Here is a 20,132-nt window from a genome sequence, read left to right on the forward strand (position 1 = left end):
TGCACTATTAGTGATGAATTTCGAAAGAAGGTTTAGTAATATGATGAGAAGCTCATTTCGTGCATGGCTTCTAAGTACAAAGCTGTCTTCGGCCTTCTTGCTTTAAGCTTGACCCTGCTGCCTTTCCTCTACCTGATGTATTCTCTTGAGCCCTATGAGAACTGGTTCGAGAATCTGGCCTGGCCGCTGGTAAGGGTCATATTGCCTGCCTTTTGGTTAGTTGTGCTGTTTGCACAACTGGTGAAAGCAAGCCTGAAGGTGAAGCTTGCTTTTGCCTTAATAGTGTTGGCAGCACTGATGATCGGGATTGATTACGCAATAGGGAATTTCTTAAATGAACCAGTGGAACAGACGATGCTTCTGGTAAAGCCTACTGTAGCTGGGGGGGGAGCTCTCCTGCTGGTCATAGCCCAATTGCTGCGGCGCAGCATGAGACCCGAACAATAACATCAGACCTGCTGCACAACACCCTACCATTACCTGTTACCATGAGTTTTATAAGACGCAGTGATAGAGATGTTGAAAATTACAGCTTACTTTGAGAAATCTAAAGGGATAACATCCTTTTGGATTTTTTTGTTTAGATTGAAAGCGCAGTACCGTCATTCTTTGATTCTAGTCCAGCGATGCTTAAATAAGATTGCTAAATAAAATTCCGCAAAGGCTATTGACAAATCGATCGTCAGCCTTTAAGTTTAATGTATCGAGACGATATATATCGCTTGTATATATAATTTATTCATGAAGGGATGGATTCTATGTTGATTTACGTAATACTTGGGTTTCTCTGCGAAAAGGATATGACAGGATATGAAATCAAGCAGAAGATGACGTTAAGTACTTCCAACTTTATTGATGCCAGCTTCGGAAGCATATATCCTATGCTGAAAAAAATGGAAAAGGGGGAGCTTATCAAGTTTGAAGAAGTGGTAGAGGAAGGCAGATTTAAAAAATCATATGGTATCACGGAAAAAGGGAAGAGTGAATTTATAGAATGGTTAAAAACACCCTGTACGTTTTCCCCTTTTAATTATGAGTATTTGAATAAGCTTTTCTTCTATAAATATCTTGACGATCTTGAGGTTGTTCGATTGATTGCCGACTTTCAAACCACTGTCGCCAGTGAATATAACAAGCTAACCTTGATAGAAGAGCAACATGGTCATGAGATGGGGGGATATGAGCACGCGACGTTGATGTTTGGCAAAGAGTATTATCAAATGATTATGAACTGGCACGATGAACTCACAAGAAAAATTACAGGAAAGAAGGTTAATGACTATGAGAATGACAAAGAAATTTAAAATGCAGATTGCTGCTAATCATGTGAATTTGTACAAATGGGTAACTGAGATGACTCCAGCTGAATATGAATCCTTTTCAAAAGGTCACAAGGCAATGGGCAGTTATTTTGAAGATGGGGAATTCTATATGGTTAATGTGGAAAATATGGGGAATGAGATGATTGTTCAGCACTATCAATTAAAAGAGCACACAGACGATCATTTGCGTTTCTACTCTGACAGGACAAAAGCATATATATGCCGATGGATACCAGCCATTGTTGGAGTTCCATGGGAAATGAAGGTCACGCCTATTGATAACACCTCTTGCGAACTTAGTTGTACGATTGGAGCGGACTTTCCATCTCGGCTACTGGCTTTTGCAGCATGGATAAATGGTTTTGGCGGATTCTTTATGAGAAAACATTTAGCCGATGAGGGCGAGAAATTTGCTAAAGATATAGAAAATAAATTTAATAAATAAATTCTCATAACAACGGGGAAGATGCTTTGAACTAGGATCATACTTGAAGTTCGCCATAAGGAATTTTGAGTGTAACTTGAGTCCCTTCCCCGACAATACTATGGATCGTCAGTCCATACTGCTCGCCGTACATTAGAACCGCCCGATCATTTACATTTTTAAGTCCATACCCTTTAGAATGAGATTTAAGCAAAAGTACAAGCTGCTCTTCCTCCACTCCAACCCCATTGTCAGTGATCTGCAGAACAATACTTTGCTCTTCTTTCTTGGCTGAGAGCTGTATTATTCCATCACCGTCTTCACGGTTTTCAATTCCATGAATGATCGCATTTTCGACTAAAGGTTGGAGCATCAGATTAGGCATAAGGCAAGAAAGAATGGAATCATCAATCTGATAGTCCACTTTGAAATTGTTGCTGTGCATAATCAATTGGATATTAATATAGGACTGCACATTAAGAATTTCATCTGAAACCAATATAAGATTATCTCCCTTATTGAGAGTAGTACGATAAAATGTTGATAAAAGCTGTGCCATTTCACTAATGTCCGTCGCATGGATTCGCAGTGCTCTCCAATTAATTATAGAGAGGGAATTGTAAAGGAAATGAGGGTTGATTTGCGCCTGCAGAGCTTTCATCTCATATTCCTTGCGTGCGATTTCTGCCACATACACAGTATCAATAAGAGTCTTGGTTTTCCCCACCATATTTCCAAATCCTCTGATCAGATCACCAATTTCATCTTTAGACTCGCTAGAGACTTTAATTTCCAAATTCCCTTCTCCAACAAGCTTCATGCTTTTATGCAGCCGGTGAATAGGCAACATAATTCTACGCGAAAAGAGAGTGCCTGCCACGACAACTGCCGCGATGCAGGCGGCAATCATCAACAGGACGATCAAGGCAATCCACCATGCGGACTTTGTGATTAGATTTGTCGGCTTATATAAATATACGTTCCATCCCGAAAGCGGGACAGTAGAAGACAAGGCGGTGTAGCTCTCACCTTGCCAATGTTGCTTAGCGGTAACCGGAATATCCGGATTTTCACGGTTAGCGCCCGAGGAATAGACGGTATTTCCGCTGGAGTCCAATATAATAATCTCCGAGCCGTGAGATTGGAGGGGCTCAAAAGTTTTGAATAGTTTATCATAGTTAACCCGTGCAAATAGAATATTATCTTTGGGATTTCTGTGTTTCGTGCTAAGGATTCTGCGGACACTGTATATGTTTTTTTCACTGGCAGACCAAAGAACATCAACCGATTTCATTACATTCGGATACCAGGAGGTTCCCTTTATTTCATCAATAGGGATTACGGTGTTTCCGTGTTGAGGTAAATTAGTCCCCGTATAAAGCGTGATTTGTTCTACTCCAGGATTTAAGTAACGTGCGGTATAGAAGTTTTGATCGATTACGTTAGTTAACTGATCATACATTTCATATTCACTGGTATAAGTGTTATTGGCGGCATTTATAATTTCTTGATTGAAGCTCAGAAAGTTCATGAATTTATTATAAACATCAAGTTGATTATTTACAGTTAAGACACTTTGAGTTAATGTGGCATTTAGATCGGCTTTTGCTTGCTGCACTAAGAGTGACCTGGTTTTCGAGAAGCAAAAACTTCCGAGAACAATCACAGGAATCATACTTACCAGTAAAAAAGAAAGCTTTATTTTGGTTTGAAATCGAAAGTCACCGATTCTCTGTTTAAAAGACTGCCATATCTGCATGCTATTTCTCTCCCAAGTTGAGTTTCTGATTCAACTGTCTGAATTTCTCAGGAGTATGCCCGAAAAAATCTCTGAAATTTTGGCAAAAATAAGAAACGTTTTGAAATCCCACTTTATAGCAAATGTCCGATACTTTTAGATGTGTCTGCATCAGCAAGTCTTTCGCTATTTTCATACGAACATTTTTAATATACTTGTTTAATCCGTTTCCCGTATTCTTTTTGAAAATTGAACTTAAATAATGGGGAGACAAATGTACCTTTGCAGCAAGAAGATCCAAACTCAAATCCTCGCCATAATGATCCCCGATGTACTGCTTTACAGAGGCAATATCCCGGTTTAAAAATTCCGAACTGCTGTACTCTTGTTCAAGACGGGCAATTCCTTCAAATATGATTTCTTTTATTTCCTTTAATTCTTCTGATTTGTATAGTTTTTCGATTCCCCGGCAGAGCTCTATTTCAGGGATAGGTGCTGAATAAGTCATAATTTCCTGATACAAAGAGGAGAACATATACTTGACATATAATTGTGAAAATTGAAGCTGCTTCGCATATTTTTGATACAATAAATCTGTATTGGCTCTAAGACTAAAAAAATCTCTATCCATCAAATCACTTCTGATTTTGTCTAATAAATCATTATCTGATAGTTCGGGGAGCCTATCATCAGCAAAATAAAAATCTTTTTTGACATCAAATACAAAATAATCCGGTGAGAAGAACCGGTATTCCATCAGTTGATCTAATTGAATCAGAGCTGTTGAAAGATCCGGTAACATGGTGATTTCATCATAAATAGCAAGGTAGCAATTTACTTTATATTTCTTTAGTATGCTGTCTCGTATATGCATGCCTAATTCATGGGATGAAGAGAAAGACCATGATTGGCGCTGGGAAAACAGCAGCAGACTTTGACAATCATTTAGATTTAAGTAATCAATCTGCCCCTCTAACAAAGACAAGATAAATTCCTCGAAATCCGGTTCGGCATTCTCAAAAAAATTCTTTTCAAATTCCATCAAAACCATTCCATGATAATGATCGGGTAGACCGAACGAAACATCCTTCATAGAGGACGGCATTCCCAAGCCGTTGACCAGATTAAAAAGCACATGTTTCTTAACATAACCTTGTTTAATTTGCGAAGCTGCATTTTCCTGTTTTTGGTCCATTAACTGATCCATTACTTTTTGCATGGTATTTTGAAAGGCTTCAACATTGATCGGTTTGAGGAGATAATCAGAAACACCGAGGGAGATGGCCGTTTTTGCATATTCAAATTCGGCGAAGCCGCTGAACAGAATAACTTTCAAGCTGGATTGAAGGCTTAAAGCTTTTTTTGAAAGCTGCAGTCCATCCATTAATGGCATTCTAACATCAGTAAAGAGGATATCTACAGACTTATGCTCTAAATAATCGAGAGCCTTTCGTCCGTTTTCCGCCGTTACGACATGGAGGGGAAACCCCAGTTCATGAATGAGAAATTCAATACCCTCCCGTTCTTCCCTTTGGTCATCTACTACTAATATGCTTAACATTTCGGTCGTCCTCTCCAAGCGCAGTATGCCAAACCCAGTAATTCATTTCGATTGTACCATGGTTTAAATGAATTCAATCAGCGGGCACAACATGTTGCTTAAAGTGAGTTATATATTTGTGTAAAACGCAATTTATTTGCGTATACGGTCAAATGGCCATAGTTCTACAATGAAGATGCAAAACAATATGGGCTTTTGTTCTTATCAATTAAGGGGGATTATGTAATGAAATCGACAGTTAAAAAGTCTGCTTCTATCTTGTTGATAGCGCTTTTATCCGCTTCGCTCGCAGGCTGTCAAAACTCCAATTCCAACAATACCACCAAAGACTCTGCGGTCAATTTGAATGATCCGGCATGGAAGAAGGCCATGACGACACCTTATGAAGCCTATCCTGAAACCGTTAACTATACGGTTGGAGCGACAGCAACTAGTTATACGGCGCTTGAGGGGACAGCTTATGAGGGGGATAATTCCACCAACAATGTGTGGACGAGATATTTTAAAAATAAGCTCAACGTGCAAAACGAAGTCGCATTTGAAGCGAATGACGGCGCGGATTATGTTCAAAAGGTTTCGATGGCCATTGCAGGGGGCACTATTCCCGACATCATGGTGGTTTCCGATCAGACCACCCTGCAACAGCTCTATGAGAACGATCTGATTGCGGATTTGACGGATGCTTATACAAACTGTGCCAGCGACCGGATCAAGGAGATTTACGATTCCTATGATGGCCGTGTTCTGGAGACCGCCAGATTTGACGATAAAATAATGGCGCTGCCCACTACCGAAATTTCACACGGCCCGGGTGTACTGTGGTTGCGTAAAGACTGGATGGACAAACTGGGCCTCTCCGAGCCTAAAACGATGGATGATGTAGAAAATATTATTAATCAATTTCTAGAGAAAGATCCCGGCGGCAATGGAGCCGGAAAAACGGTCGGTCTTGTAGTTGATAATGAAAATGTTGCCGGAATATCCGGGGGGCAGTACGAATTGAACAACATTTTTGCGCTGTATGGCGCTTTCCCAAAACAGTGGATTAAGGATGGAAGCGGTAAGGCGGCTTATGGTTCCGTACAGCCTGAAATGAAACCTGCCCTTGCAAAGCTGGCGGATCTATACAACAAGAAATTGATTGACCAACAATTTGCCGTGCGGACATCCGACGACCGAAAGGCGCTGCTTACCAGCGGAAAAAGCGGTTCGTTCATGGACAACTGGTGGGGAAGCTGGACGGTGGCGGATACGCTTAAGCTGAACCCGGATGCTAAGTGGGTTTCCTATGTGGCTCCGCAATCAGAGGATGGCTCAGTTACGATGTTCACCGGCAATCCTGCCAGCAGTTACCTTGTGGTTCGGAAGGGATTCGAGCATCCGGAGGTTGCTGTAAAAATGGCCAGCCTTCAGTTTGATTACCAGCGTTATCTGGAAAAGGACGCAACCGTTTTGAAGGAGTTTGAAGACTACAGCAGCAATAATATCGGAGGCTCTCCGCTGGCCATGAATATCGATTACTATGATGCATTTTACCGTAATGTCGGGATTTATGAGGATGCGCTAAAGACCGGAGACAGCAGCAAATTGCTCAGCAACAGTGATAAGAACTCCTATCGCTCCTACAAAAAATATTTGGACAGTGTAAAAAACGGAGAGAAGCCGGACCCGACCGCGTGGGCTGGGTATACTTCGAGCATCACAACTGCCAACCTGGTCAAGAATTCAAAAGTTAACGAGATTAACCCTATCTTTTTTGGAACAACGCCTTCCATGGCGCTGAAGTTGCCGACATTGACGAAAATGGAGCTTGAAATGTATTTGAAGATCATTACCGGAGAGCAAACCCCTGATGCATTTGATAGTTTTGTGAGCAGCTGGAAAAAAACCGGCGGCGATACGATTACAAAGGAAGTCAACGAAGCACTCACCTCCAAATGATGCTGAAAGAGATGATTCTTGATGAAAAATAAAAAAGACCAAACTGCGTTCCACCTTATGCTCGCACCGAGTATGGTATTCTTGATTATTTTCTCCTTCATACCGATGTTCGGCATCGTAATGGCTTTTCAAAATTACATTCCGGCGAAAGGTATCAGCGGATCAGCATGGGTGGGACTTGATAATTTCAAGTTTATGTTTCAAATTCCCGACAGCCGGCAGATTTTAATCAACACAATGGTAATCGCCATTTGGAAAATTATTGTGGGAACCTTTGTTTCGATTGTATTCGCCTTATTGTTAAATGAAATCCGCGTACGTTTTGCCAAAAAGTTTATGCAGACCGTTGTTTATTTGCCCAATTTTCTTTCCTGGGCCGTATTGGCTACAGTCGTGATGAATATTTTTTCGTACGAAGGACCGGTCAACGCATTATTGGGCTGGCTTGGCATCGATCCGGTTTTGTTTATGGCCAGCAATCATTGGTTTAGACCTATGCTGGTGCTGACTGATGTGTGGAAAGGGTTTGGATATGGCTCCATCATATACTTAGCCTCATTGACGGCTATTGATCCGGGACTTTATGAGGCGTCTTCCATCGATGGAGCCAATCGTTTTAAACAGCTGTGGTATGTGACTTTGCCCGGCTTGATGCCTACCATATTACTTGTTACGACTTTGAATTTGCCTAATGTACTTAATGCCGGTTTTGACCAAATTTTCAATCTTTATAATCCCTTGGTTTACGCAACTTCCGATATTATTGACACTTATGTATACCGGGTAGGCCTAGTGGAGAGACAATACAGCTTGGGTACAGCCATCGGGCTCTTGCGGTCTGTTGTCGGAATCGTCCTCATTCTTTCTGCCAATAAGCTAGCTCAAAAGTTAACAGATTACCGAATTTTCTAAAGAGGGAGGTGTTTTCCATTTACGCGCATTCCATAAAAAGCCGAATTGCGGACATCATGATCTGGATATTGCTGTTAGCTCTCACTTTGTCCTGCCTGATCCCTTTAATTAATCTGGTTGCTATTTCGTTCAGTGATAACGCTGCGGTTTCAGCAAACATGGTAAGTATTTTTCCGGTTCATCCTACGTTCAGTTCCTATGAGAAGCTATTCTCGGACAGCCAGTTTTGGCGCTCATTTATGATTTCGGTAGAGCGTGTTGTCCTTGGTTTGATCGTCAACATGAGTCTGATGATTCTGGCCGCTTATCCGTTATCCAAAAGCTCAAAACAATTCCGGGCGCAGAAGGTGTACATGAATATTGTGATTATCGCCATGCTGTTCTCCGGGGGGCTAATTCCAACCTTTATGGTAGTCAAAGGGCTTCATCTCCTCGATTCTATCTGGGCTCTAATTCTGCCGGGAGCCGTGGCGGTCGGGAATGTCATTCTACTGATGAACGCGTTCCGGGCAGTGCCCAAATCCTTGGAGGAAGCTGCAACCATTGATGGGGCTTCGCAGTGGAGAATTCTCTCAACCATATACGTGCCTGTGGTGTTGCCTACAATTGCTACAGTAACGCTGTTCACGATTGTTGGGCATTGGAATGATTATTTCGGTGCTCTGGTGTATATAAATAAAACGTCAAATTATCCGTTGCAGACTTATATCCAGCAGCTCAGCGTAGACGCGCAAAATATAACCGATCCGCAAAAGCTGATCGAATACGCTAAGATTTCGAACCGGACACTAAATGCCGCCAAAATCGTTGTCTCAACATTGCCGCTGCTCTTAATTTACCCTTTTATGCAAAAATATTTTGTTACAGGAATTGTAGTAGGTTCTCTTAAAGAGTGATGTATAGAGAATACAGCGTTCAAAAAGCGACTTGTCTACGGATGAGTTGCTTTTTGTATTGTACGCCAACTCTAAAGTGAAAGTAACGAACGGGCATGCCCTCCTATCCTGGCCGATTGTTAAATATTAGAAGAGATTTCGGAAACAACTCGCTTTAACTGCTCTACAATCTGATGACACAAATCTTCCTGATATCGATGGCTAGGAAGCACAATACTGAGTGCACCAGCTACGGTAGCGTCTGCCTTTACGATAGGAGCCGCGATGCAATAATAATCATCAGGAGACTCGAATTGAGTGTAATAACCCTCCTGTTTTATTGAAGACAATAATGCAGGAAGCGGAGTTTCGAAATGTTGCTTTTCATGGTATTCATCAATGCCTCCAAGAAATTCTGGTAGATGGGGGGCTGAAAGATTGGCCAGGATAACAAGTCCGATAGCGGAGCGGAAGGCTTCCTCAGTCGTCCCAACCATAGACGTAAATCTGAATTTGTGAACGGATTCAACCTTGTCAATATATAAAATTTTATTTTCATAGGGCACAGCCAGATGAATGGTTTCATTATATTGTTCTGCAAGTTCCTCCATATAAGGGTGTGCAATTTCTGTGATTGAAAAATCGGCTTCGAACTGTTTCCCCCATTCAAACAATTTCAACCCCAATGAGTATTTCCCGCTGCTCGGATTTTTGTAGAGCAGTTTTCCGTATTCCAAAGTGGAGATGATCCCGTGTAATGTAGTGATTTTCATACCTAGCAAATGGCTTATGTCCGTCAGAGATAGTTTTCCGTTGTGTTTCGAAACATGTTCCAGCACGAAAATGGCTTTATCTATGGATTGAATCGTTTTCATAGTACCCCCATAAACTATTTATATTTTGTAATGTATTTGGTCGAACAAAAACAACAAAGTTTTAGATCAAAGATAAATGCCCATAAACAATGGGGTATCTAGGTCTGAATATACAAGCTGATGTCTTTTATGGACAAATTATAACAGTTGCTTGTGAAGACTTCAATTATAGCGAAATCAATATGACATTACCGAATTCATTTGACTTCGTTCAGAGCCCATGATAATCTTTTTATACGATATTAGTGAAATCAATTCGACAATGTCGTAATAACTTATGGAGATGATTCATATGAATGAAATAATGGAAAATTTGCTAGCTGAAGAAGATGAGCTTCAGTTTTCTTCCTTTACCAGCAAAGACGCATTACAGCTTGGACTACTATTTATTGAAATTGCAGAGGAGATGAACATGGGAGGGATTGGCGTTAAAATCGAAAAAAATAGACATGTCTTATTCACACATCTCATGGATGGGACAATGCCAGAAAATTCATACTGGTATGATCGGAAAAAGAACGTCGTTGACCGTTATTTTCATTCTTCGAAATTCGCAGAAGAAATGTTTAAAGCTTCAGGAAGTACTTTTAGCGAAAGCAGTCTTCTTGATCCTGGAGAGTTTCAAGCTGTAGGCGGCTCTTATCCGCTTCGCATTCAAAACGCAGGTGTTGTGGGTTCAATTACAGTGTGCGGACTAACGGGTGACCTTGACCATCAAATCTGTGTGGAAGGCATTCGAAAATATCTGGGAAAGAAGGGGAACAACTAATGCGGGTGGTTATAACAGGAGGGACATCGGGCATGGGCTTAAGTGCGGCAAAGCTCTTTCTTGAAAGAGGCTGGAAAGTGTTGCTGGCTGATCTCAACGAAGAGCGCGGCGCTGCTGTAATGGAGGAACTACAAGATTTGGGGTATAAAGAGGTGTACTTTTTCAAATGCAACGTAGCTGTTGAAGCAGATATACAAAACTTATATGACTATACAATGAAAACCATGGGTGGTACTGACAGCATCATAAATAACGCAGGTATTTGGGCCGGCGGGATGCTGCACGAAACGAAAGATGATGATTGGGATCGATTATTTAATATCGATGTTAAATCTATTTATTACACCTCTAAGTACTTTGTGCCTTACCTAATCCAAAATGGCGGAGGGACGATTGTGAACACCGCATCTGTATCCGGCATGGTCGGAGATTACGATATGGCTGCTTACAATGCCGCAAAAGGGGCTGTCGTTAATCTGGCCAGAGCTATGGCACTGGATTACGGAAAGTATAATATACGGGTAAACAACGTCTGCCCTGCGGCTTGCGCGACGCCTATGTTTTTGTCGAATCCACCGGAAGTTATTGAATCGTTTAATCAGGCCAATCCGTTAAGACGAATTTGTACACCGGAGGAAGTGGCAAAAGCCATGTATTTCTTGGCCTCTGATGAATCAAGCTCAACGAATGGTTTGAACCTGACCGTTTCCGGAGGTTTGGAAGTGCACACGGGACAGCCGCTTCAATAGAAATGTAAACCAATCCATTAAGTTGAAGGAGAACAGAACATGATTATTATTCATGCTGATTTGAATGTACTTCCAGACAAGAAAGAGGCTTTTTTAGAGGCGGTTAAACCGTTAATTCGAGCTTCTCAAGCGGAAAAGGGTTGCATTCGTTACACGCTTATGCATGAAGTTGGAGAAGAAAAGCTTATTTACACATTTGTGGAGGAGTGGGAGGATCAAGCGGCTCTCGATTTCCATAACGCGACCGATCACTTTATAACCTTCGATAAATTGGTACCATCTTTAACAAGTGGAAAAACGATGAAAGTTCTTACAACAACAGATACGAAATAGATGTTCAAGGTGGATTCTTATTTAGAATTGTACCCTTTCAGTACCATAGTTTTCTCATTAAAAGGCCGCTCGTAAAGAAGCGGTCTTTTTTTCTAGTGAAAGTTACAATTTGGATACAAGTTCTCTAAATTCCGAAATAATTACTACCTATACTCATAAGTACACTAATCCAATGATGGGTACTGAAAGTAGGTAAGTATATTATGAAACAACAACATGATCTAGCAAGGCGCATTATCCTTACTATAATGGTAGTAGCCTCGATTGCCACAGTTGGGACCGGCAAGTCGGTAGCCAGTTCGTCTGAAAAAATGGTAGCGTTAACCTTTGATGATGGACCTGAAAAAAAGTATACCGGGAAAGTGCTTGATATTCTGAAAGATAACCAAGTCAAGGGAACTTTCTTTGTAATAGGAAAACAGGTCAAACAGTATCCCGATGTTATGAAACGTATCGCAAGGGAGGGGCATGAATTGGGCAACCATTCTTGGAGCCACCCCTATCTAACTAAGCTTAACAAAGAAGAGATTCATCAGGAACTATTAACCACAACTAAGGCGATTCGCGATAGTACGGGTATTACACCAGTACTAATGCGCCCTCCCTACGGTGCTATATCAGATCAGGTGAAGAAAGAAATTAATGCGTCTGGATATGTGCAGGCCCTATGGAATGTAGATACCCGTGACTGGACGGGCAACTCAGTTGCTGAGATTCTCAAAACGGTGAAGTCAAACTCTAGCAACAAGATCACTCTGCTGATGCATTCAGGCGGCGGGAACCGGGATAATACGATCAAGGCGCTTCCCCAAATCATTGATTATTATAAATCTCAAGGCTACACCTTTGTTACGATGTCTGTACTTAATGGTTTGGATGACAAAATCGAGTCACCGGCAGATTCAACTGATTATTTGAGTATCAAACAGAATTCAGACAGCGGTGATTCATCCCAGTCCAGTGCTGTGAATTCTGCTAGTGAGAAAGATGTTTTCTTAATATTCAATCAAATGAAAGTCAGTTTCCCGGATGCGAAGCCGTATGTAGATAAGAATAACAGGGTGCTGGCGCCTTTAAGATTCATAGCCGAGTTCTTGAACTTTAATGTCAATTGGAAACAAAGTGGCAGTGCTAAAACGATTACCCTTACCAAAGATAATTTAAATGTAGAATTGAATATTGGGGATCAATCTGCTGTTGTTGATGGAATACCTTTAGAAATGGATACAGCCGCAACGATACTTCATGATAATACATATGTCCCGTTAAGGTTTTTAGGTGAACTTATCGGCATGGATATTAAGTGGGACTCTGTCAATAATACGGTTACGCTATCTTACAAGAATGCTATAAATAACAATACTGATGAAGGGAATCAGACCAGCGAAACTCCTATATTGTCTGCACCAAGAGCTAATGTTCAACAAGCTAAAAATTGGGCGAAATCCAAGGGGGCAACAGATGTATTTATTGATCTGGCGGATATTATCTGGAATGAGGCTCCAAAAGCCGGGGTCGACCCCGTTGTTGTATATAGTCAGTCTGCAAAAGAAACCGGTTATGGAAAATTCGGAGGCGTACTTGATGAAACATTTTTGAATCCTGCGGGCTTAAAAACACAGTCCGGTGGTTCTGATATAGATGAGGGAGCACACCAACGATTTTTCAGTTGGCAGGAAGGAGTTAAGGCGCAGATCGATCATTTAGCGTTGTACGCGGGCGCCTTTGGTTATCCTAAACTGGATACCACTGACCCAAGGCATTTTCCGCATTTAATGGGTAAGGCCGTTACAGTTGAAGCATTAGGCGGAGCGTGGGCAGGCAGCCCATCATATGGTGTGGAAATTGTAAATATGATGTTAGAACTGAAATTGTCGGAAGGTTAGATTAAGGTTTCTCCCAAAAAGATGCATGCTGCTTCAGAGTTGTTTCCAATTTGTAACTTATAGGATTATTGATCAAAGAGTAGGGTGAATCTGATAAAATAAAGAAGAAAAAGAGACGATTTTAGATATTGCAATTAGGGAGATTAACGCAGCCATGAATCAGAAAACGATATTATTAATTGAAGATGAAGACCCCATACGTGATTTGCTTGCTTACTCCCTTCGCAAAGAAGGATTTGTTATCAAAGGAGCGGCTACAGGAACGCAGGGTCTGGAAATTCTGAAGCATTTCAAACCGGATTTGCTTTTACTGGACTTGATGTTGCCGGACATGAGCGGTTTTGATATTTGTAAACAAGTTTCTTTGGACTCCGCGATCCCGGTTATTATGATTACAGCCAAGTCCGACACAATAGACAAAGTTCTGGGCATGGAACTTGGAGCCGATGATTATATCACCAAACCTTTTGATATTAGAGAAGTGATCGCCCGAATCCGGGCGATTTTCCGCAGAATCGATTTAATAGGAGATTCTTTGGAGAACCAAACCTCTGAAGTTATCAATGTAGGGGCAGAGATACAGATTCATAAAGGTAAAAGGGAAGTGCTAAAAAGCGGAATGAAAGTCGGACTTACCAATAAAGAATATGATCTTCTGTTATTTTTTGCAGAGCATAAGGGGAGAGTATTCAGCAGATCGGATCTCTTAGATAAGGTATGGGATTTTGATTTTGCTGGAGATACCAGGACTGTAGATATTCACGTGCAAAGAATCCGTAAAAAACTGGATGAGGAGCACAGCCTATCCATGATAGAGACGATATTTGGTATCGGGTATAAGCTGGTATCGAGGTGAGACCATGAAATTTCCAATTCAATTTAAAATTGTGGTTGTTTTTTCAATTGTTATTTTTGTGGGGCTTTCTGCAATGCTGTTTGTATCCTACAGAGTTACGGAACAAAATATGTATCGGATCATTAATGAGGACATGATTAATACGAAAACAAATTTGGATATTTATATCAATCAATATTTTCTGGTCCATAAAAAAAGGATGAGCAGAAAAACATTAGTCACGGAAAAAAATAGACTCTCTCAGGAATTATCGGCTGGAATTGGCGGACCTGTGACAATTTCTTATATAAATGGGGATGAAGTTAAGAGTGAATCTGCCTCGCACTCCCAAATTGCTTACACGATTAATAGGGTTGACCACCAAGTGATTGTTACTTTGTCCTTCCCTATCCTGCAGAAGCAGTCGCCTATTGGATTTTTGAATTATCAGAAAGATTACAGCCAGCTTTATCAAAGGAATGCCCGTTTTCAATCCATCATCAAAATGTTTGCCTCTATCATTTTCAGCTTTATCTTTATTGCTTCCATCTTAATTTCCAGAAAAATCACCAAACCGATCCGTGAGCTGACCGAACGTTCCAATCAGGTTACTTTAGGTAATTTTGATATAGACATTCCAATCTCATCCAGCGACGAGGTTGGCGAGTTAGCCCGCAGATTTCAGATCATGATTAAACACATTAAAGATCAGATCGAAATTATTAAACAAGAACGGGATGAAGTTAAACAGGCTCAGGCCCAAAGTAAAGTTTTTTTTGACAATGTTACGCATGAGCTAAAGACCCCCTTAACGACCATTCTCGGTTATGCACAGATTGTGAAGGATAACGGATTTACAGACGCTCCCTTTTTTGAAAAGGGAATGAATTATATCATTCATGAAAGTCAGCGGTTAAACCGGGCGGTCGTTGAAATACTGGAACTATCCCAATCGGCAACATTGAGTACCACCTATCACTTTAAGAAGGTTAATTTGTCGGAAATTGCTAAAGAAGCATGTGAGGATATGAGGATTAAAGCTAGAAAATATAACATTAATATTCATTTCGAGCTTCAAGAAGGATTATTCGTTTTAGGGGACCGGGATAAACTGAAAGAGGTATTTCTAAATTTATTAGACAACTCCATTAAGTATGGGGATGTAAACTCTGTAATTTACGTGGAATCCTTCAAGGAAAGAGACGTGGTAGTGGTTAAGGTCAAAGACGAGGGGGAGGGGATTCCTGCAGAGGATATCACCCATGTGTTCGAACCGTTCTACAGAGCGAAGAAGAACATGCTCAAAGAGAAAGGAAGTGCCGGGCTTGGATTAAGTATTGTAAAAAATATTATCGAGGATCATCACGGAGCCATTAAACTACAGAGCATCTTGAACGAGGGCACAGAAATCAAAATCAGCTTGCCGGAGGATTGGAAATGAAGAAGGTGAGTTTGTTGGGGAATTACCGGCACTACATGATCTTGGGCCTGTTACTGCTTGTCTTTATATTGGGGTTTTATGGACTTGGCAGCATCTATGCCCTAAGTAGTATTGACTCTAGAACGGTGGTTCTTAAAAATAGTCAGTTCAATACGACTCTTATTTCAAGCAATGCTGAGGCTTTTGAGATTAAAGCTGTAACCAAGCTGACTAATAATTATCCTATATATGATCTTGAAGTGCGAGATCACAATAATATTATTATTACTGTGCCAGACAACTCTTTAAGTGGATTAAAAATAGCAGTATTGCATCTGGATAATAATCAAATGTCTGATATTGCTGAGAATGTTGAATATGGAATTACCTTGACTCCCGATGGGAAACAGCTAATCTATTCGAAGTTTGAAAATGGGGGAGAGAGCTTAAGAACTAATGTGTACAGCCTGGAGTTGAATAAGGATCTGAAACAGTTGAAGAATGATAATTCATATTCCAACATGTTCATTGATCATGAACGTTATTTAGGCTTCTCCGGGAGCGACGTTATACTAACTAATGTCTCGACGGGCGAAGTTCAGCAGTTGATCACGTATGATCAATTACTGCAATTAATAGGAACTGCCATTGGCTCCAGCAATCTGAACGGAATTACAATTAGATGGGATATCATCCAGAAGTCAGGACAAAATAAGGTTTGTTTTTTAGCGGAAATTAACAGCAGCTACGGTATATTTGAAATGGACTTGAAGAATACAAGTAAGGTAAAGTTAGTGGCCAAAAGTGAACAAATCAATCAATTTTTAGTAATGAATAATGGCGATTTTGTGCTACAGGGGAAAATAAATAATACAGATGGACTCTTCCAGTACAACCGAGGTACCAGTCAATTCAAGCTATTGAAGGAAGGTATCATAACAAATTATGCGTTGCAGTCCGATGAAAGCCGAATCGCTTACTTTATGGTAAACAGCAATCAAATAGGGGATCTGCATGCTGCTTATTTGGACAATGGGAGCCTGGATTCAGATACAGTGATATATCAAAATATCCATTCTGCACAAACGATGAAATGGCATGAGGATGATCTATTCATTATCGGTAGCCAATTAAGTAAAAGCGAAATTTACCGTTTTTCGTTTTAGACAAGGCAACTGCAGATAAGACCAGCGTATATCTAATTGCGCTGGTCTTATTTGTGCGCAGCAGTGAATGATTTACAACTTGGATACAAGTCTGCCAAAGACCGATACAATCACTTTTTATAATGGAGATAACGAAACACAAGAAACACAAGTCATTATATTAAGGGAGTTCTTAACATGCTTCGAGTAGAGAATTTATCACATGCTTTTAGAAACAGCACAGAGTTAGTGCCGGTGCTGCATCAAGTCAGCTTTCGAGTGAAGCCGGGAGAGATGGTTGCTCTGCTGGGGAGCTCAGGATCAGGTAAATCGACCATGTTAAATCTTATGGCAGGCTTAATGAAGCCAACAGATGGCCAAATTTATATTGCGGACCAGGATATCGTCAAGATGAGTGAGAATAAACTGGCCGAATTCCGGCGTGGACATATCGGTTTTGTTTTTCAATCCTATGAATTGATCGCCACAATGACGGTACGTGAAAATGTGGAATTACCCCTTGTTTTTCAATCGGTCCGCCCCTCTGTGCGCAGAAAGAAGGCACTTGCTTTACTTGAGGAAGTGGGGCTGCCGGGGAAATCTGATCTCTTCCCTTCACAACTATCGGGTGGCCAGCAACAGCGCGTAAGTATTGCAAGGTCTCTTATTACAGAGCCTTCTATCATTTTTGCTGATGAACCTACCGGGAATTTGGATACCAAAACAGAGGAAGAGATCATCGGAATTCTGCAGCGGCTAAACAAGGCAAGGAATACAACCTTTGTCATTGTAACGCATGAAGCCGAGGTTGCGGAGCAGATGCAAAGTGTGATTACACTGCGGAACGGATATCTGGTAACAGAACAAGCTGATAGTGAAAGTATGCCTGCAGGGAGGGGGGCTTAGTGCGGATTCGCGACATCACAAGCTTGGCCTGGGATCAAATTAAAAGACGTAAAGTAGTCACGGCATTGTGTATGACAGGGATTTCGATAGGTTGTGCCTCTCTTATAGTCGCCATGAGTGTTGGAGAATCTGCCCAGCAATATTCCTTAGATGAGATGAACAGGAACTTCAAGATGAATGAAATCACCGTTAAACCAAATGTAGGGATATCTACAAAAGGCAGCGGCACTTCGAAAAAAGGAAACTTTGATAGAGGAAAGCTGACCGAGCAGAAGATAGAGCTTATTAAGAATCTCCCGCATGTTACAGCAGTAGCACCTTTTATGCAGGTTGAAAGCTTTGAGATGGTCACGATAGACAATAACATTAACTATGTTGAGGTCCTTGGCACGGATCTTCAGTCGCTCACAAGCTTTGACAAATCTTTTGAACAGGGGGGACCTTCAGATGCGGTGGGCACGGTTGTATTAAACTACGGGGCGACTATTGGCTTGATGGATGTTGTTACGGTCAATAAAATGATGGAGCGACTACAAGAGGATCCTTATAATGATAGTTTAATCCAACAATTCAATAATCTAAATATGAAGTCTTCAAAATTATATCAGCAGCAAATTCAATATCGGTATTATAATGCGGAATTACAGCAGAACACCCTCAGTTCTTCTCTTCGCATCATTGGGATACTAAAACAGCCAAGTGGAGTTAGGAAGGAGGAGGCTGCTTATGATAAAAAAGCCTATGTTTCGCTGGAAACTGCACAATTGCTTTCGGAAGAGTTTGGTTTAAGAACAGACTCTTCAGAAATACAAGGCTACGATTCAATGCTGGTTAAGGTAGACAGTCAGGATTATGTTGCACAAGTAGAAGGGCAAATTCAAAAGCTGATCTTGTCTACAGAAACAAACTTACACCATCAAGCCGAAGTGAATGAGAAGTTCAACATGATCAAAAAGACGGCCCTCGGAATTGGCTTGTTCATTCTTGTGATTGCTTCTATATCTATCATTGTAGCGATGACCATGTCCACCCATCAGCGGCGCAGACAAATCGGTATTATGAAGGTTTTGGGGTCTAATTTATGGCAAATACGTAATATGTTTATCGCTGAGGCTGCATTGCTAGGATTGCTCGGCGGGGGGATCGGGGTGTTGATTTCTTATTTAACCCTATCTGGAGTGAATGAGTTGCTAACAACAACATCTATTATCCCCCTTGGAGAGTCAACGACGGGGATGACGATTTCTATATCTGTAAAAAATATCCCGCTAGGTATTGCATTTGCAGTAATGACAGGTGTTCTATCGGGGATATATCCGGCAATCAGTGCTTCCAATACTAATGCTCTGGTAGCGATCAAGAAAGACTAGGCTTTACAGAAAATAATAAGTCAGCAATGAGGTGAAAAAGCCGATGGCAGAGTATAAGGATTTTGCACATGATAAAAGAAGAAAACAACGTATAAAGAGGAACCGGAGAGGATTGCTGTTTATTGTGATTTTGTTGTTTATAGTTGGTTTTAATATGATGATCGTAAAGAAGCCAACGGTTGACAAACATAAAGTTCAAACCTCCACTGCAAATAAAGAAGAAATGACAGCAGTCCAAAAGGTAATTTTTAAGCAAAAGAATGGGCTTCAAAAGGGAGCAGAAGATGTGACGGCTTCATTAAAAAGCGTTTATGAAGTTGAAGACATCGCCTTCGTTGAGAAGTATCTGAAGCAGCAAATTTCGGGGGATATGCCTGATGGGGCGAATGGAGAAAAAATTGCTTATTTATCATTTGATGACGGGCCCTCCGAAACCGTAACTCCAAAAATACTGGATGTCCTAAAGGAAGAAAAGGTACCTGCAACTTTTTTTGTGCTAGGCCAGGAAGTAGATAAAAGTGATATTACTAAAAATTTAATCAAAAGAATGATTGAAGAAGGACATGCTATAGCCAATCATTCATATTCGCATAACTATGATTATTTGTATCCTAATAAGAAGGTGAGTCTAGACCATTTTATGAGTGACATCGAAAAGACTAACAACTCCTTAAAAACAGTATTAGGAGAAGACTTCACTACCAGGGCAGTCAGATATCCTGGCGGTCATATGACATGGGCTAAAAGTGATCCCACAGGTGTGGCTTCACTGGATAAAGCTCTATATGCCAAGGGTTATCACCATGTGGATTGGAATGTATTGCCGAAAGATGCAGAAGGTGCACCCAAGAACGCAGAAGAATTAATGCGAGAATTCACGAATACAGTAGCAGGCAGAGAAAAAGCAGTGATATTAATGCACGATACTTATAACAAGGAAGAAACCGCAAAGGCTTTGCCGGAAATGATAAAGTATCTGAAAGAACATGACTATAAATTTAGAACAATGAAGTAATCTAAAAAATGCGATATCAGCTATAGATGACTAAATTTGTTATCTGTAAATGTTGT

19 protein-coding genes are annotated in these 20,132 nt (G+C 40.9%); 16 read left to right on the top strand and 3 right to left on the bottom strand.

Going from position 1 to position 20,132, the window contains the following annotated elements:
* Positions 1–63: 63 nt before the first annotated feature.
* The 3 genes from H70357_RS07905 (at position 64) to H70357_RS07915 (ending at position 1,767) form a co-directional block, all read left to right on the top strand.
* Positions 64–447: a hypothetical protein gene (locus H70357_RS07905; protein ID WP_038587640.1), complete on the top strand. Its 384-nt coding sequence runs from the start codon at positions 64–66 to the stop codon at positions 445–447.
* A 311-nt stretch (positions 448–758) separates the two neighbouring features.
* On the top strand, positions 759–1,304 hold the full coding sequence (locus H70357_RS07910) for a helix-turn-helix transcriptional regulator (protein WP_038587643.1): 546 nt from the start codon (positions 759–761) through the stop codon (positions 1,302–1,304).
* The gene (locus H70357_RS07915) at positions 1,282–1,767 is read left to right on the top strand and encodes a hypothetical protein (RefSeq protein WP_038587645.1); all 486 of its coding nucleotides are present in this window, start codon (positions 1,282–1,284) and stop codon (positions 1,765–1,767) included. The genes H70357_RS07910 and H70357_RS07915 overlap by 23 nt, the downstream gene beginning before the upstream one ends.
* Before the next feature lie 37 nt (positions 1,768–1,804).
* On the opposite strand, the gene H70357_RS07920 is transcribed toward H70357_RS07915, so the two are convergent.
* Positions 1,805–3,505: a sensor histidine kinase gene (locus H70357_RS07920; RefSeq protein WP_038587649.1), complete on the bottom strand. Its 1,701-nt coding sequence runs from the start codon at positions 3,503–3,505 to the stop codon at positions 1,805–1,807.
* A gap of 1 nt (position 3,506) precedes the next feature.
* On the bottom strand, positions 3,507–5,045 hold the full coding sequence (locus H70357_RS07925; RefSeq protein ID WP_038587652.1) for a response regulator transcription factor: 1,539 nt from the start codon (positions 5,043–5,045) through the stop codon (positions 3,507–3,509).
* A 225-nt stretch (positions 5,046–5,270) separates the two neighbouring features.
* On the opposite strand from H70357_RS07925, the gene H70357_RS07930 reads away from it, so the two are divergent.
* The 3 genes from H70357_RS07930 to H70357_RS07940 are packed head-to-tail and all read left to right on the top strand — an operon-like array spanning position 5,271 to position 8,794.
* Positions 5,271–6,986: an extracellular solute-binding protein gene (locus H70357_RS07930; protein WP_038587655.1), complete on the top strand. Its 1,716-nt coding sequence runs from the start codon at positions 5,271–5,273 to the stop codon at positions 6,984–6,986.
* A 21-nt stretch (positions 6,987–7,007) separates the two neighbouring features.
* The gene (locus H70357_RS07935; protein WP_038587658.1) at positions 7,008–7,898 is read left to right on the top strand and encodes an ABC transporter permease; all 891 of its coding nucleotides are present in this window, start codon (positions 7,008–7,010) and stop codon (positions 7,896–7,898) included.
* Between the two features lie 56 nt (positions 7,899–7,954).
* Positions 7,955–8,794, top strand: coding sequence for a carbohydrate ABC transporter permease (locus H70357_RS07940; RefSeq protein WP_052092472.1), 840 nt, complete (start codon positions 7,955–7,957; stop codon positions 8,792–8,794).
* Between the two features lie 119 nt (positions 8,795–8,913).
* Here the strand turns inward: H70357_RS07940 and H70357_RS34220 are convergent, their stop codons facing one another.
* Entirely contained in the window at positions 8,914–9,648 is a 735-nt protein-coding gene (locus H70357_RS34220) for an IclR family transcriptional regulator (protein ID WP_052091901.1), read from the bottom strand.
* Positions 9,649–9,940: 292 nt separating this feature from the next.
* Here H70357_RS34220 and H70357_RS07950 point away from each other — a divergent pair, with 292 nt between their 5' ends.
* From H70357_RS07950 to H70357_RS08000, 10 genes are all read left to right on the top strand, one after another.
* Complete coding sequence (locus tag H70357_RS07950) at positions 9,941–10,417, top strand: heme-binding protein (RefSeq protein WP_052091902.1); 477 nt, start codon at positions 9,941–9,943, stop codon at positions 10,415–10,417.
* Positions 10,417–11,166, top strand: coding sequence for an SDR family NAD(P)-dependent oxidoreductase (locus tag H70357_RS07955; RefSeq protein ID WP_038587663.1), 750 nt, complete (start codon positions 10,417–10,419; stop codon positions 11,164–11,166). Before H70357_RS07950 ends, H70357_RS07955 begins: the two co-directional genes overlap by 1 nt.
* Positions 11,167–11,205: 39 nt before the next feature.
* Positions 11,206–11,499, top strand: a complete 294-nt coding sequence (locus tag H70357_RS07960; protein ID WP_052091903.1) for a putative quinol monooxygenase — start codon at positions 11,206–11,208, stop codon at positions 11,497–11,499.
* 203 nt (positions 11,500–11,702) lie between these two features.
* Entirely contained in the window at positions 11,703–13,385 is a 1,683-nt protein-coding gene (locus H70357_RS34785; protein WP_063848028.1) for a polysaccharide deacetylase family protein, read from the top strand.
* 154 nt (positions 13,386–13,539) lie between these two features.
* Positions 13,540–14,241, top strand: coding sequence for a response regulator transcription factor (locus tag H70357_RS07975; protein ID WP_038587666.1), 702 nt, complete (start codon positions 13,540–13,542; stop codon positions 14,239–14,241).
* A 4-nt stretch (positions 14,242–14,245) separates the two neighbouring features.
* Positions 14,246–15,661, top strand: a complete 1,416-nt coding sequence (locus H70357_RS07980) for a sensor histidine kinase (RefSeq protein ID WP_038587669.1) — start codon at positions 14,246–14,248, stop codon at positions 15,659–15,661.
* Positions 15,658–16,806, top strand: a complete 1,149-nt coding sequence (locus H70357_RS07985; protein ID WP_038587671.1) for a hypothetical protein — start codon at positions 15,658–15,660, stop codon at positions 16,804–16,806. Before H70357_RS07980 ends, H70357_RS07985 begins: the two co-directional genes overlap by 4 nt.
* 177 nt (positions 16,807–16,983) lie before the next feature.
* Complete coding sequence (locus H70357_RS07990; RefSeq protein WP_038587674.1) at positions 16,984–17,691, top strand: ABC transporter ATP-binding protein; 708 nt, start codon at positions 16,984–16,986, stop codon at positions 17,689–17,691.
* Complete coding sequence (locus H70357_RS07995) at positions 17,691–19,061, top strand: ABC transporter permease (protein ID WP_038587677.1); 1,371 nt, start codon at positions 17,691–17,693, stop codon at positions 19,059–19,061. Before H70357_RS07990 ends, H70357_RS07995 begins: the two co-directional genes overlap by 1 nt.
* A gap of 43 nt (positions 19,062–19,104) precedes the next feature.
* A complete protein-coding gene (locus H70357_RS08000) occupies positions 19,105–20,076 on the top strand; it encodes a polysaccharide deacetylase family protein (RefSeq protein ID WP_038587680.1) in 972 nt (323 codons plus the stop codon).
* The last annotated feature ends 56 nt before the right edge of the window (positions 20,077–20,132 follow it).

Source organism: Paenibacillus sp. FSL H7-0357, from assembly GCF_000758525.1.
GTDB lineage: Bacteria > Bacillota > Bacilli > Paenibacillales > Paenibacillaceae > Paenibacillus_AQ.